This is a genomic window from Gardnerella sp. Marseille-Q9691 (genome assembly GCF_046507715.1).
In the GTDB taxonomy this organism is placed as follows: domain Bacteria; phylum Actinomycetota; class Actinomycetes; order Actinomycetales; family Bifidobacteriaceae; genus Bifidobacterium; species Bifidobacterium greenwoodii.
On sequence record NZ_JBKFXI010000001.1, the window covers coordinates 892,076 to 907,281 of the forward strand.

Sequence of the window (15,206 nt, forward strand, 5' to 3'; positions counted from 1 at the left end):
TCGCCTCCTTCGTTGATTTATTTTATATTTTATTTTTATGCGATTATTTTTTACTCGCTTTTACACAAATAACATTAGCAAATTAAGAAGTATTGAAATAATCAAAAATGCTATTACTCCAACAGTTCCGTACAATGCTTTGTTGCCAGCTTTATTCGGAAGTTCTTGCGGAGCATTGAAGAATACAAGATACTTGCGGCGGCGAACTAGCAAAACCACGCCTACTATAAGCATGGCAATCATAAACATCCCATAAATTCCAGCTAGAATAAAACCGGTTGGCAGGCTAGTTAATTCCTGACGAGACATCTTTTCTACGTCAATCATATTTCCGCTTGCATCAACCAGCTGCTTTTCCAACCACATTGCAACTATGCTTCCTTGGAAATTCACAATCATATGAAGGAATATGCTGTAGCTCAACTTGGACGTGCGAATATAAATGTAACCAAAAACAAGTCCGAGTCCAAATGCGTAGAAGAATTGGAAAATGTTCATATGGAAAAGCGCGAAAGCAAGTGCAGAAAATACAATAGCTCGCTTTTCTCCGTACGCGCGCAAACGAGAAAGCAGCTGTTTTCTAAAAAGCCATTCTTCCACAATTGGCGCAAGAATTACCACGAATATGAAGGTTTCCCACATATTTCCCGCTGCAATAGTGTCTGATACGCGATTTTCTGCTTTGCCGCCGCTAAGAACTGTTGCTAGGAAAATGCCAACTATATTACCAATGTACATAATCGGTATGCACACAGCAAAGAATCCGCCAAATTGGCTAAATTTCATAGAGAATTGTTTGGTTTTTGCCGCAGGAACAGTGCGCATAATAAGCATTGCGATTGGTAAAGCGACTAAATACTGCGAAATATCCGACACAAGTAATGTGTTAAGAGAGTCACTTAGCATGCTCTTAGGCACAAACTGTGAAGAAAGAACTCCAAGAACATAGGCAACAGCAATCCAAACTACTAGGAATACGCATAAAGACATGCCAATAGTTCCTTGACGTTTGCGCGCTAACAAATAAGTGTCGTCGCGCCATGAATTTTGCAAATCTTGCATACTTATTCCTTTTTGTTTCTGCTTTTGTTTCTGCTTTACAGTTGATTAAATTATTTCAAAACGCCTTCAATAAGCTTTGTTATTAAATCGCTGTAGCTTATTCCGGTTGCTTCCCAAGCTTTTGGATACATGGAGATTGGCGTAAATCCAGGCATTGTGTTGATTTCGTTAAGAATTACGCGGCCATCTTTAGTTACAAAAGAATCCACGCGACTTAATCCCCGCCCATCTGCCGCTTTGAACGCTGCAAGCGCCGTTTTGCGAACGCGCTCTAAAGTTTCCGCTGGCAAGTTTGCTGGAACTTCAACGTGCGAAGCTGCGGAATCCATGTATTTGCTGTCAAAATCGTAGAACTGGTCTTCACCAGCCTCGCGCTTGTCTAGCACAACTTCTCCAGGCCAGCTTGCTTTCGGTTCTTCGCCGTCGCGAGCTGCAAGAACCGCGCACTCAATTTCTCGAGCGTCAATTCCCTGCTCTACCAATACTCGCCAATCGTGCTCTGAAGCCTCAAAAATAGCTTCTGCTAAAGCTTTAGCATCGCGCGATTCAACTTTTGTAACTCCAAAGCTAGATCCCGCACGGCTTGGCTTTACAAAAAGCGGATACTCGAGTTTTGCTGCTTCAACTTGCGCAAGAATTTCGTTTGCATATGAATCAAAGCGATTTTCCGCGTCGCTTGCAAACTTGCGCGCATCAAGTGCAATTCCAGGAGCAACATTAATTCCGGCAGCTTTAAACAGTTGCTTTGCATAGTATTTATCCATGCACGCAGCCGAAGCCAACACTCCGCAACCAACGTATGGAACTTGCATCATTTCTAGCAAGCCTTGCAAAGTGCCATCTTCACCGTTTGGACCGTGAAGAACTGGGAAAACTGCGTCAATATGACCCAAACTTGTAAGTGTGCCGTCATTTTCGCGGGCTAAAAATCCGTCTGCGCCTTTGGCAGGGTCTAGCACAACATCGCGCGTTCCAGCAGTTTTTGTTATTACCGGAAGCTCTCCTTCTTCCATGCGGAAGTTTCGCGGATCTTCGCCGCCAACAATCCACTCGCCCTGTTTTGTTATAGCAATGCGCACAATTTCGAATCGACTTTCGTCAACCGCACTTAAAACGCCAGCAGCCGATATACACGAAATCGAATGTTCGTCTGCTTTACCGCCGTACAAAAATGCCACACGCTTTTTTGCCATTATTTTCCCTTAGATTATTTTTGATTATTTTGTATTATTCTGGATTATTTTCAAAAACGCTTTGTTTTCACTCTTCGCAAACGTCGTCGTCGAAAAGCATTGCGAGCATTTCTTGGCAGGAGATTCCTTCTTCCAGCACGCGAGCCATTGCGCTTGCAAGAGGCGTTTCAACGCCCAAACGCTTGCCCATTGCCACAACTGCGCTTGTAGTTGGAACACCTTCTGCAACACCATTGCTTACAGCAGTTGCCTCTTCAACGCTCATACCTTTGCCAAGATTTGCGCCGAAAGTATAGTTGCGGCTTAGTGGAGATCCGCAAGTTGCAACTAGATCGCCAAAGCCTGCAAGACCTGCAAAAGTGCGAGAATCTGCGCCTTCCGCAACACCCAAAGCAGTCAACTCTGCAAGACCGCGCGTTTCAATCATAGCTGCAGTATTTTCGCCGTATCCTGCGCCTCGAGCCATGCCAACTGCGAGCGCAACCACGTTTTTAAGCGATCCGCACATTTCTACGCCGATTACGTCGGTTGATACGAATGCTTTAAAGTAGCTGTTTGAGCATGCTTTTGCAACTACTTCTGCCTGAGATTTTTCTGCACAAGCAACTACTGCTGCAGCAGGGTGGCGAGATGCAACTTCCTTGCTTAAGTTTGGTCCGGAAAGTGCAGCAAAACGGTTACGCGGCAAGTTCAATGCTTCGCACACGACTTCATCCATGCGCTTTCCTGTTGTGCGCTCAATGCCTTTCATAAGCGAAACAACAATCGCATTTTGCGGAATAAGCCCCACAAATTCTGCTAACGCAACGCGAGCAAACTGTGCCGCAATAGCCACAACTACAATATCCGCGTTCGCAACAGCTTCTGCGCGATCCCCAGTTGCAGTCATATTTTCTGGCAGTTTTTCCACACTTGGCAGGCGCACGCCGTTATGATGATGGTCGCGAATTCCTTCAACGATTTCCGGCTCTATTGCCCACATCGTCACTTGATTTCCTGCGTCCGCAAGCACTTGACCAAACGCAGTTCCCCAAGCACCAGCACCCAACACCGTAACGTTCATGTTTACGTCCTGCCTTTCGGTTTGAAGTTTCGTGGGCTGCGTTATAGTTTCGCACATTTCGCAAGCTAATTTGCAGCTCAATTTTGACTTATAATCACACTATTACTTAATATTACACACGCCGCTTTACGGGATTTTAAAAAGATACTTTATTTTATTCTTACGTATATTTTTTATTCTTCCGTAACGCGTTTCATCTGCCTGTAATCAAAGTATCCAGCAGGCGCTTTTTCGCCGCGAATCTCTTCCATAATTTGCGTCATACGCACTCGCACGCGACGAGCAAGCTCTTCAGCAGATTCCATTGGAGGCAATTCTCCCCAATTTTCGCTTCCCTGCAGCAAGTCGGAATAATCAAGCTGAGTATCGTAGCACATTACAACGTTTTTCTTCGGCCAAGGCCACCAGTGGTTAATGCTTGCAGCACCCCACACAACAGCGCAAAATAGCGGAATCTGATGCCCTAGTCTTCTAGAGGCTTCAAGCGCAATAATTCCAATGCCTGGCTTCATACTCATCGGCCATTTTTCAGGATCGCGCGTTAAAGTACCTTCTGGCCAAATGCTTAAAGGCCTTCCGTTTGTGAGGATTTTGATTGATTCTTCCTCAATTTCGCGCGCTTTTCCGCTTCTGCGCGGAACCGACTGCATGCCTACTAGCTGGAACCATTTGCCTAAGATTGGCCAGTGCGCAAGTTCTGCTTTTGCCATGTAGCGAGGTCTGCGTCCTTGGTGGAATAGCGCGGTCATTGGTATAAAAACGTCAAACATTGTAACGTGCGTGCAAGCGGTAATAAACACGCCTTCTTCTGGCACGTTTTCTAATCCCCACGCGCGTACTTTGCAGCGCGAACGCAATACGCGCGACGTTCCTTCGAGCAGTCTTTCGGCGGCTTTAGGATTTTGCGCGTCAATTTCTGCCTGATTTGGCTTACGTGCGCCGGTTGGGTAGTAATACGTTGGGTCAACTAAGTTGTGTACGCGAGCTAAGCGCTCTACTTGCTCATCGCTTAAGGGTTTTACGGCGCTTCTTGGCGAAGGTTTTCCTTTTGATACCATACGTCTATTGTGCCGCACGCTATAAACCTGTGCTAAACCTGCTTTCTTAGCCTTTTGTATTTACTAGCGCTTTTGAAATCAGCCCATGCTTAGGCGAGCAAACCCAAGCAAGCACAAAAAGCACCGTTGCAACTAGCACAATCGTGCCGCCTGTTGCAGTATCAAAGCTCCAAGAAATATACATGCCCACAATCGACGAAACGCAACCAATAACCGGTGCCAAAATCATCATTCTAGACAGCCTATCTGTAAGCAGTCGCGCAGTTGCGGCAGGAGTCACAAGCAGCGCAAGCACAAGCACGTTTCCAATAATTTGCACAGAAACAACCACGGCAATCGCCACCAAAACGTACAGCATTCCGTCTAGCCACGCAACTGGCAATCCCATTGCGCGCGAAGTTTCGCGATCCATCGACACGCAAACAAGTTCTTTGTGGAACATGCTTAAAAGCGTCAAAATAATCAGCCCTGTAACAGCTACCACAGCAATATCCGAGTCCGGAATGCCCGTAATAGAGCCAAAAAGGAAGGATTCCAAAGATCCGGCGTAGCCTGAAGCTTTTGAAATTATTACGATTCCAAGCGCGAAAGCAGATACGAAGAATACGCCAATAAACGAGTCTTCGCGAAGCCTGCGGTTTTGGCTAAAAATAGATACGATTAGTGCGGTTGCAACTCCTGCGAGCGCGCCGCCAAGAAGCAGATTTCCTTGCAATACGAAGGCGATTGCGAGTCCTGGAAATACGGAGTGCGCTACGGCGTCGCCAATAAACGCCATTCCGCGAAGCACCACATAGCAGCCCACTGCTCCGCAAATTACGCTAGAAAGGCAGGCTACAATAAGCGCTTTTAGAAGAAACCAAAGGTCCGGATTGCTTAAGTCTTGTATAAATTCGATTGGAGATAACATTTACTTTTCCACCTCTATTTTTTCCCGATTACTCGCTCAACTGCTTTAATAAGCGGATTTTCAGGCGCTACATGGAATGTTTGCACCCACTTTTCCGCGCTCAAATTTTGCGGCTCGTCGTCGCCAACAATAGTGCCATCAAAAAGCATGATTCTTGAGCATGAGTTGATTGAGCCGATTATGTCGTGAGAGCTCATAAGAATTGCTTCTCCGGACTTTGCTAAATCCAAGAACAGGCTCGTAAGTAGCTCTTGAGTTGGCATATCGAGTCCGGTAAAAGGTTCGTCAAGTAGAAGAAGTCTCGGCTCGCCGGCAAGTGCTCGCGCAACCAACACGCGCTGACGCTGGCCACCGGAAAGCTCACCAATTGTGCGGTCTCTAAAATCAGCCATTCCTGTGCGGTGAAGCGAGGCAAGCGCAATTTCGTAATCTTCTTTTTTTGCGCGACGAACGTAACCGATGTGACGAATCCTGCCCATCATAACAACGTCGAGCACAGAAAGCGGAAAATCCCAAGCAATATCGTGCCTTTGCGGCACGTAACCAACGTAAGATACGCGCGGATTTACACTGTCGCCTTCTGCGCTAGGAGCTTTAACTTCCAGCTTTCCGGAGTGAGGAATTAGCCCCATAATTGCGCGGAAAAGAGTCGTCTTTCCAGCACCGTTCGCGCCCAGCAATCCAACGAACTCGCCACTATTAATAGTAAAAGAAACGTCTTTTACAACAGCGCGATTTGCGTAGCTTACACTCAAGTTTTGCGCGTTAATAACAGTACTATTTTCGCTAATATTTTTATTCATAAGTCACATCCACTTCGCTATTACTTCGCTATTACTTCAAACATTTCGCTAAAGAATCTGCGTTCGCGCGCATCATATCTGCGTAAGTTCTAACTTTCGCGTCGAAAGCGTCACCATAAATTGGGCAAACTTTTACGTGCGCTTCAGAAGCCAATTCTTTAAGCACAGACGAGCGTGAGATCAAATTCGGTTCCAAAAATACTGCCGGAATTTCCAAGTCGCGCAAAATTTGCGAAAGCCTACGCCTATCTTGCACACTCGGCTCACTCGAAGGGTTGATTGTTACAAATCCTGCAATATTTACGCCGTAAGCTTTACCTAAGTATGCAAAAGCGTCGTGCGTTGTAACCAAGTTGCGACGCTCTTTTGGAATTGACGCAACTTTTTTGCGCATATACGCGTCTACGTCGAGAAGCTTGTTAATATATCGGTCCGCATTAGCGCGATATTTGCGAGCGTTTTTAGCGTCCACTTCGCACAAGCGATCCGCAATTGTGCGCACATACGCAATACCGTTTTTTACTGACTGCCACAAATGCGGGTCAATATCTCCGTGAACATGCTTTCCAAGAACCGCTTGCGGAAGCTGATACAACTTTTCGCGAGCAGCACCCAAAAAACGATACCCTTGCTCTGCCGGAATTTCCTTTAGCGCATTGGTAGGCACTTCTACTACTACATCGCGAGGCGCATAATACACGCGTTTTGGCGCAGCAGAGCGCTTTTCTTGCAAAGTATCCACTCGGTACATAAACCCGTGTGATGCCAAATCGTATGCTAAATCTGCATGACCTTGATTCAAAACCACGCGAGCTTTGCGCTTTTTTGCTACTTTCTGTGCGTTTACACCAACAGCAAAACGCATACTGGTATTACCTAAGCTTGCAACTCTTGCGCCTTGAGCATCTAAAATATCCGCATGCCAATCAAGCGTGTACTCTCCTGGCTTGCTAAAAGCCCAACTTAAGTGCGTGTGCGCATCCGCCGGCAAATCCACATGATCTTCGTCGTTAATTCCGTTCGCTGAATTTACGTAAGTTTCTACGCTTCCAAAAGTTCCTGTAAGGTAAGCAAATAATGCTCCAGGTCCTTTTACTTTTGTTGCAGTTAAGCGGATTCTGTCCGAACGCTTCATGTTGTATGCGTTTGGCTTTATTACAGTTGCACGTCCTTCTTTTGTTATAGTTGAAGGCGCGTTTGATTGTGAAGACTGAGAAACTTGAGAAGAATGTGAAGATTTAGAATTTTGCGATTCTTCAGAAGATTTCACAGTTGCCGATTTCACATTTGCAGCTTCTGTTCCAGCAGCCATACGCTCCGTAGCAAGACCTAGCCAAATAGTATCCAAAGACACGTCTTCAACCATTGGAATAATATCCGCCGCATGCTTCACGCTTTCTTCCGCAAGCTCAACATTCGGCACGCCTTTTCGCAAATTCGCATCCAAAGCGGTAATCACTCCGTGCTCTTCAAGCATCATGTAATTACTAAAAGCCAAATCTGCATACACAACGTCTCGAATTGAGCGCAAACGCTGCTCGTAAGAATGGGGATCTGCATTATCTGGCACTATTGAGCTTACATTTGCAGCGTCTCCTGCAACATTTGCCACCATATCTCGCAAAACGCCGGTAGTAGTAACCACATTAATGCGACCATCCATATGCCCTGCGCGCGTATTGCCGTTTGCGCTGCCACAAGCAGAAAGCGGCAAAATAAGCGCAACCACTGCAATTGCGTCAATCGCAGCAAAAAAAGTTTGCTTTACTTTTCTGGGCCAACGAATCACCCTTACACACTCCTACTACTTTTAATAGCGAAATAACCTTAATAGCGCAATAACCAATTCAAACTAATAAGTCCGCGCTTATAGAGGAACCAAATTCCGCCAGCAGTAACGGATAGAACAGTTAATACTCCGCCAATAATAAGCGAGTATGCGAGCACAGGATTCCTACTAAACAATCCTTTTGCACCTTTTGCACCTTTTGCACCTTTTGCTTCAGACTTCACAACATCATCATTATCATTCAACTTCTGTCGGTACAAACTTTTAGCAAGCCTCTTGTTACTAATTTTTGAAACAAGACCTTTATGCTTTTTAGCTTTTCTTGGCAATTGTTTTCCAGAGTGTGAATTATTTGATCCAAAACCACGACCACCAACAAAAGGACTTCCGCCACCAACGGCACCGTTTCCATGACCGCCATTATTTCCGCCAGGACGAGGCAAATTGGTAGTAGGTTTTACTGGATTCTGAGGTGTAGAAGGACCACCATTTTTGACTTTATCATCCTTTTTTCCAGGATTTCCACCGCCGACAGCAGAGCCCATTGGCGTTTCTTGTGGATCTACGCCAACAGCAACGTGAATATTTCGAGTTACTGTAGAATTTCCGTCGGAAGCCTGGAATTGCAATGTGTAATATCCCGGTTCGTCGAAATCCCAATTCGCATGAGCATGCGTATTTGCAGGTATCGTATAATCTGTTGCTCCTTGAGTGGAGAAAATCTCTTGATCTCCACCGCCCAAGCCGCCGAACATCCAAACGCGTACGTTTCCAGGACCTTCAACTCCTGTTAGGCTCAATTGAGTTGGCTTATGCGGATTCATAGACTGATTATTCCAACCCATCCATGGCACACCATCAATTTGTGTTTGCGGTATACGATAAACGCCCTTAGTTTTACCAGCCTCACCAACTGCGAATACAACTGTGTCTGGATCTCTAAATACGTGGCTTCCTGTCACATCTTCTTGCACAGCCATATCAACATTATTTGAATCGCCAGTATATACAGCAATATCAACGTGACCGTGGTCTATAACAAGCTTGTCGCCCTTGATGTCTTTGAACTTTGTTGCAGAAGATTGCTGATTTTGAGAATTTTGCTTTCCATCTTTAACGTTATGAATCCCACTAAAAAGACCACCGTTATTATTCCCAGCAAGTCCTTGTTGTTGCATTTTTGCTCCAGGCCATGGAGTCACATACACAGTGTTGTTGTTACCGTTAATGAAGAAAGATCCGTTACTTTGTTGCACATTAATGCTGTGATCCTCACTTTGAGAATCATCATCTGAATCTTCTTCGTCGTCTTCGCCATCTTCGTCACCGTCAAAAGATGCGCCATCATAATCAGCAAAATCGCCAGCTGTTACATCATGATTAGTTACATGGAACGTATAAGTCTGCTCAGAACTTTGCTCCTCGTCACCAACAGTAGCAGTAGCCTTCATTTTTAACTTGTACACACCAGGACGGTTAAAAGACCAATACATGTGCTCGTGTTTGCCACCAGTCTCAGTGATGTCAACATCTTTCGGCCAGTTTTCAGCAGAGCCGAGCATTTTCTCATAATCGTCACCGCTGCGAGTGTACATAAAAACTTCGCCATTGTGAGGTGCTTCGATACCAGTTAATGACAGTTTGACTGTTGGATTAACTTTTGTAGAACCAGCTCCCTTATATAACGGTCTAGTATCTAAACCAGGCCACAAAGCGCCAGTATCCCCGGCTCCAGATTGATCAAAGAACCAAACCACACCTTCGCGAGTTGTTGCGTAGATTTCTTTTATTACCGAATTGTTCTCATCTTTGGAAAGCTGCATGATGTTTTTAGAACCGACTTCAAAAATAAGTCGATTCGTATCATACCGAGTGTCATTATAATCTTCACTTTCAAACGCATCGCCCAAGGTACCTAATACCATGCGATTATTCTTAGTATCAAAGAAAGTTGCAAAAACGTCAGTATGACCTTTATACGCGTGGCACATTGTAGCTTTACTATCAGCCGCAGGTTGCGAATCAGTTTTATCTAAGCGAGCGGCTGCACACGCTTCAAAATTAGCTTTCTTTATTTCGGCAAAATCTTTAGAAGATTTCTTTCCATTTGCAACAGTTGCGTCACTACCATTGCCAGCAGCAAAAGCTGCAGGCGTTCCCATCATCATGCCACACAAGCACACGCCCACCAACAAAGCGCGAGATAATTTCTTTATACTATTACGAAACATTTTCGTCACACCATTATTTCCACTGAGTACCATCAGATTGCATATTGTCTGATTGAGAATATTGAGAATATTGAGAATTATTAATTGGTGACATTACTGTCGTTTCTTGATCACTCACTAGATTTGACAAGGTATTGTCACCATTTGCATTATTCACAGAATTTGCATTATTTGCGTACTGTTGATTAGCTTGTGCAGAAACTTGCTTAGCAAGCGCAAGATTTCGTGCTTTCTTGCTTTTAACTACAGCTATTAGTACAAAAATCACAATAATTATGGCGATAATAGCCACGAAAATACCTACGATTTGAAGAACTAAAGCTGTATCGTCACTTTTTTCAGATACTTTGTGAGAATGCTTATGCTTGTTGTGAAGGAGTTCGTGATGATGATTAGCTTCATCTTTTTCGGATTCATCGTTATCTTCTTCATCTTGACCCTCTTCGTCGCCCTCGTTGCCACTTGCTCCAGCAGCACCCGCACCTAAAGCAGCATTAGGATCGGTATTATCTCCAACCGCAAAATTAAGAACACGCGTATCACTTACTGCGCGTCCATTCTTCAATTTTCCAGAAAAAGTAAGCTTCACATGATAAATTCCAGGCTTAGAAAACACCCAATTCACGTGAGTATGAGCGTTAGTTTCAATCCAGCTGTTTTGCGGATAACCTTTAGTACTATCCCAAAGTTGCTGCGGATTATTATTGCCATTTTCTAAGTAAACGTGCAATTTTCCAGGGCCGCTTACTCCTTCAAGCGAAAGGTTAGCTCCGCGATCAAGCTCGTTTAACACTCCACCTTCCTGAGTATTCCATCCAAGCCATGGAACATCAGGATTCTGAGTTTGTGGAATTACGTAAAGCTTGGTTCCAGGCTTTTCGCCAATAAAACTGTAGGCAGCATCATCAGGCATAGGAATTATTGAATTGCCACCTAATTTAAATACCACATTTTCTGGGTCTCGCCACACTGGTTCGTCACCAGTATCATCGCGAATCTTCAATTTCCATTTGCCGTCGATTAGCGTTGGTCCAAAATCAGCATGACCTGCTTGAATCATAACTGGCTGATTGCCTTCATTAGCATAAGCAGTTTCCTGCATTGGATTTGGTGCACATAAAGATGCAACCAAAGTTACTAAAGAAAATATGAGCGCAAGCAACGCAGTAGCATATACATGCTTTCGTTTTACTTGCAATGTTTCATTTTGTTTGTAATTCATTATTTAAACTTTCTAGTAATAATACGAATACCATTTACAACAATTTCAATCTAGGACGTACCAATGCGCCACATGCACCAGTTATTGCACATAAGCCGACGCTCGCACCTGAAGCTGCAACCGCAACCCACTTAGTCGAGGAACCATCACCTTTTGTATCATCTGAATCATCTTCATACGCTTCATCAGATTCTTCGTTGTATTGCCTTGCAACTTGCAAAGCATGACGTTCAGTATTCTTAACAAAATCAGAGTTATTGACAGAACTATTTTTAGACTTATTGCCAGAATTATTATCTGTTCTTACGAAATTACGAACAGTTTGCCCACTTTTCTTAGAGCTCTTGTTTTTAGCGTGAGTTCCACCAGAAGTTCGTCGCGATGAATTATGTAACGATGTTCCGCTTGAATTTTCTGTTCTTATAAAAGAGCTAGAACCAGAACTAGAACTAGAACTAGAACCATTTTGCGCATTATTGTTAGAATTATTCTTAGGATTATTCTTACTATTAGTGAGGTTAATCTTATTGTGATTATTCTTTGTGCGCTTTAATTTTTTGTTGGATTTCTTAAAGAAATTAGATTCGAATTGGAATCCACCATTAGAACTAGATCCAAATAGTCCCGAATTTGCAGTGCCGCCGAATACACCTTTCAAAAAGTTCTTTCCACCAACAAAATGCTTAGTCTTATTTTTGCGCTTATTATGGCGCTTCTCATGGCGCTTTTTTCCATGAGGATTCTCATCATCTTCAGAATCAGAACCGTTTTGATCATCATTGCCATCATTGTTATGAGAGTGAGGAACGCCCTTCATCTCAATAACATAATCGCAAAACTCATCAAATTTGCTATTTCTGTAAAGCTCACCGTTCTTTAAAACTAAGGAAGGACGAATAGTTGCACCTTGCATTGATGCATCAAGCTTTAAGTCCAACTTGCTGCTAACAGCACCAGGGATGCGCTTAAAATCGTTTTCCCCTTCCTTTTTAATCAACCAAACATAGTCTTTAACAATGGAAGTTACAGGATTAGTAGGGTCATCGATTGGCTCTCCAGTAGTAGCATCAGTTGCAACGTGAGGGTTAAGCAATACTGTTTTCGCGTGTAAAGTATCCCCTGGTTTGAAACGCTTATAAGGAGCAATTGCTTTTACTACAGGATGTCCGTCAGCACCGTGATCTTCAACGGCGATGGTTGCAGACGCAGTATCTTTACCAATTTGCGTTTCGCCTTCAGTTGCGTGAGCATACACTTTCATCTTGTTCATTGCAGGCTCAGCTGGAAGCTGCAATCTCTCAGCAAAAAGAGTGGTTCCATACGCGTCAGGACCCTCGTCAGCGCGCACATATCTCCACTCAATACGAGCACCCTTTGGTTTGTTAACTACTTTTAAATCTAAACCGCCATAACCCTCGTATGAATGATAATGCGGATGTTCTCCAGAATCGCGAATATTGCCGATGCGCATATCGCCGCCATCGTCTTTATCCGTGTCTTTATGTTCTTTGGAAGCTTCGTGCGCTTCTTCATCATCGTCAGGATTAATAAAATCACCACGACGGTGCAAATCAAGCGTTTCCGAAAGGACAGAAGCAGGTACTTTCCCTGAATATGTGTCTTCTACTTCAAAAGTGTATTCTGCAGGCTCGGTTGTGATCTGCTTCTTAGTGTTTTTATTTGTAATAGTTGCTGCTACTTTTAGCTTGTAAACTCCAGGCTGCGTAAATCCCCAGTTTGCATGCATGTGACCAGAGCTATGTTGGTGAATTACGCCAGGTAACATAAATCGGCTGCCATCAGTATCAGGTTCGTCGTCTAAATCATTCTCTTCAAATGATACTTTCTTCGTATTTTTACCAATGCCACCGGTAGTCCAAAGCAGAATGCGACCGTTCATTGGTCCAGTAACTTGCTGGATTGCAATATCTGCTGTTGCGTCATCTGCGTGAGATGCACCAACTAAAGTTGCAGCATAACTTGTGTCCCAACCCGGGAAGAGAGGATTTCCTTTTTGCTTTCCGGAACTATCGAGATAGTAGTATTCAGTAGCGAGAGAAGGAAGTTGCGATTTTGTAGTGTACGTGCTTTTTGCTACGCGTAAAGTAGTGTTTTCAGGCTTTAAGAAAGTGGCACCGTCTTTTTCGACAGCCATAATGAATTTACCGTTGTATTGAATTGGGTAAAATACGTCTGTATGACCGTGACTCAGCACTTCCTTTTTTGCAGGATCGTATTTTTCTCCAGGATTACTATTTTCTAATGCAACTGCCGGTAAAGCTGCACTAAATCCTGATGCAAGCACAGCAAACGCAAGTATTGCAACACTTGCCATTGCAAAAGCACGTTTCACAATATTCCTAATGACCTGAGTCATAATTATTATTTCGCTCTCTACACTTCATCTTCTTACCGTTATATGCGCTCTTCTTTTCGCAAATAGTTATGGAAGATTTTAACAACGTCTACTAATAATAATAATGATTCTCATTAAAAGCAAGTCGACACTCCGAATAAACAAAAACGCTGGCGCATCAAGCAACCAGCGTTATTAGATAATCTTTTTTAAGCAGATTTAGTAACTTATTTAAACAACTTTAGTAAGTTTAACTTTAGTAAGTAACTTTAGTAAGTTAGCCTTCTACGATATCCGCATTAAGGCAAGTCTTAAAGTGACGAAGCGCCCACTCATGCCCTGCAGGATCAAAACTTGCTACAGCATCCTTATGAACCACAATCTTAAATCCAAGATTATACGCATCAACAGCAGTGTGAAGCACACAAATATCCGTGCAAACTCCCACCAAATGCAACTCCTCAATGTGGCGTTCGCGAAGCTTAATCAGCAAATCCGTGCCATTAAACGAAGAGTAGCGAGTCTTGTGAATGTAATACACGTTGCTTTTATCTTTATTCGCTTCGTAAAAATCGCCAAGCGTGCCATATAACTTCTGACCGTGAGTTCCGGCTATATTGTGAGGTGGGAAAAGCTTAGTTTCAGGATGATACGGGTCATTCAAATGATGCGTATCAATCGCAAAAACAACGAACTCACCAGCGTCAAGAAACTCTTGCGAAATCTCAGTAATACGCTTCTCGAGCTTTTGAGCAGGCTCACCTACAGTAAGAGAACCATCACTTGCCACAAAATCATTCGTATAATCAATGTTAATAAGGGCTTTATTCATACCTACTCCTTGTATGAAATTTGCAGAATAATCGCTAATAGCATAATCTCAAATAGCACACGCTTTAGTGACAATATTCCGCATTATTAATTGCTTAATTTTATTTCAATTGATAGCCCAATTATCAACTCAATTGCTGGCCCAATTGTAATCGACGCAATACTTAATACTCAAAGCTCACTGGAATAAGCTCACGGAAATCTTAACGATAGCTTACGTAAAGCTTTCCTAAAGCTTACCAACAGCATACCGAAAGCTCACGCTTCTGCGCCGACTACAATTATTTAATCACCACCATGCGGCAAATGCGATATTCCGCGGATTCTTATGACTGTTTCCAACAACAAATGCCGTCAGTTTTCATCACGTTTGGAGGGTTAACCCTCGCTCTACGCTCCAATTGCGAGAGGGCGCTCCCGCGTTTGGAGGGTTTAGCGCCAGTATTCGCTCCATTTGCGAGACTACTCTCTCACGTTTGTAGATTTAACTTTTGTTTTTGCTCCATTTACGAGACAGTGTTATCGCGTTTGGAGGATTACAGATAACAGTAGTGTGGGAATAATAAAAAAGCGGGGAACAATCAAGTTCCCCGCTAGAAAGAATAATGCGGCAGCGTGCTAGTCTCCCACACCCTATCGAGTGCAGTACCCTCGCCGTGTCAGGCCTTAGCTTCCGGGTTCGGAATGG

Annotated in this window: 11 protein-coding genes; all 11 read right to left on the reverse strand. The window is 43.8% G+C overall.

Annotated features, from left to right (window positions below):
- Positions 1 to 60: 60 nt before the first annotated feature.
- The 11 genes from ACLD6A_RS03490 to ACLD6A_RS03540 all read right to left on the reverse strand — a co-directional run bounded on the left by ACLD6A_RS03490 (position 61) and on the right by ACLD6A_RS03540 (position 14,519).
- Positions 61 to 1,062, reverse strand: coding sequence for a CPBP family intramembrane glutamic endopeptidase (locus tag ACLD6A_RS03490; RefSeq protein WP_410296554.1), 1,002 nt, complete (start codon positions 1,060 to 1,062; stop codon positions 61 to 63).
- A gap of 50 nt (positions 1,063 to 1,112) precedes the next feature.
- A complete protein-coding gene (locus tag ACLD6A_RS03495; protein WP_004133776.1) occupies positions 1,113 to 2,255 on the reverse strand; it encodes a D-alanine--D-alanine ligase family protein in 1,143 nt (380 codons plus the stop codon).
- Between the two features lie 67 nt (positions 2,256 to 2,322).
- On the reverse strand, positions 2,323 to 3,318 hold the full coding sequence (locus tag ACLD6A_RS03500) for an NAD(P)H-dependent glycerol-3-phosphate dehydrogenase (protein ID WP_004133777.1): 996 nt from the start codon (positions 3,316 to 3,318) through the stop codon (positions 2,323 to 2,325).
- A gap of 173 nt (positions 3,319 to 3,491) precedes the next feature.
- A complete protein-coding gene (locus tag ACLD6A_RS03505; protein ID WP_410313593.1) occupies positions 3,492 to 4,376 on the reverse strand; it encodes a lysophospholipid acyltransferase family protein in 885 nt (294 codons plus the stop codon).
- Positions 4,377 to 4,422: 46 nt separating this feature from the next.
- Positions 4,423 to 5,286 carry an anchored repeat-type ABC transporter permease subunit gene (locus ACLD6A_RS03510; RefSeq protein ID WP_102694498.1) on the reverse strand — a complete coding sequence of 288 codons (864 nt, stop codon included), beginning with the start codon at positions 5,284 to 5,286 and terminating at the stop codon, positions 4,423 to 4,425.
- A 14-nt stretch (positions 5,287 to 5,300) separates the two neighbouring features.
- Entirely contained in the window at positions 5,301 to 6,089 is a 789-nt protein-coding gene (locus ACLD6A_RS03515; RefSeq protein ID WP_102694497.1) for an anchored repeat-type ABC transporter ATP-binding subunit, read from the reverse strand.
- 31 nt (positions 6,090 to 6,120) lie between these two features.
- Positions 6,121 to 7,878, reverse strand: coding sequence for an anchored repeat ABC transporter, substrate-binding protein (locus ACLD6A_RS03520; RefSeq protein WP_410313594.1), 1,758 nt, complete (start codon positions 7,876 to 7,878; stop codon positions 6,121 to 6,123).
- Between the two features lie 38 nt (positions 7,879 to 7,916).
- Positions 7,917 to 10,109, reverse strand: a complete 2,193-nt coding sequence (locus tag ACLD6A_RS03525; protein ID WP_410313595.1) for a choice-of-anchor M domain-containing protein — start codon at positions 10,107 to 10,109, stop codon at positions 7,917 to 7,919.
- Between the two features lie 13 nt (positions 10,110 to 10,122).
- Positions 10,123 to 11,331, reverse strand: coding sequence for a choice-of-anchor M domain-containing protein (locus tag ACLD6A_RS03530; protein ID WP_410313596.1), 1,209 nt, complete (start codon positions 11,329 to 11,331; stop codon positions 10,123 to 10,125).
- Positions 11,332 to 11,365: 34 nt separating this feature from the next.
- Positions 11,366 to 13,708, reverse strand: a complete 2,343-nt coding sequence (locus ACLD6A_RS03535) for a choice-of-anchor M domain-containing protein (RefSeq protein ID WP_410313597.1) — start codon at positions 13,706 to 13,708, stop codon at positions 11,366 to 11,368.
- Positions 13,709 to 13,964: 256 nt separating this feature from the next.
- Complete coding sequence (locus ACLD6A_RS03540) at positions 13,965 to 14,519, reverse strand: cysteine hydrolase family protein (protein WP_004118531.1); 555 nt, start codon at positions 14,517 to 14,519, stop codon at positions 13,965 to 13,967.
- Positions 14,520 to 15,206: the final 687 nt, after the last annotated feature.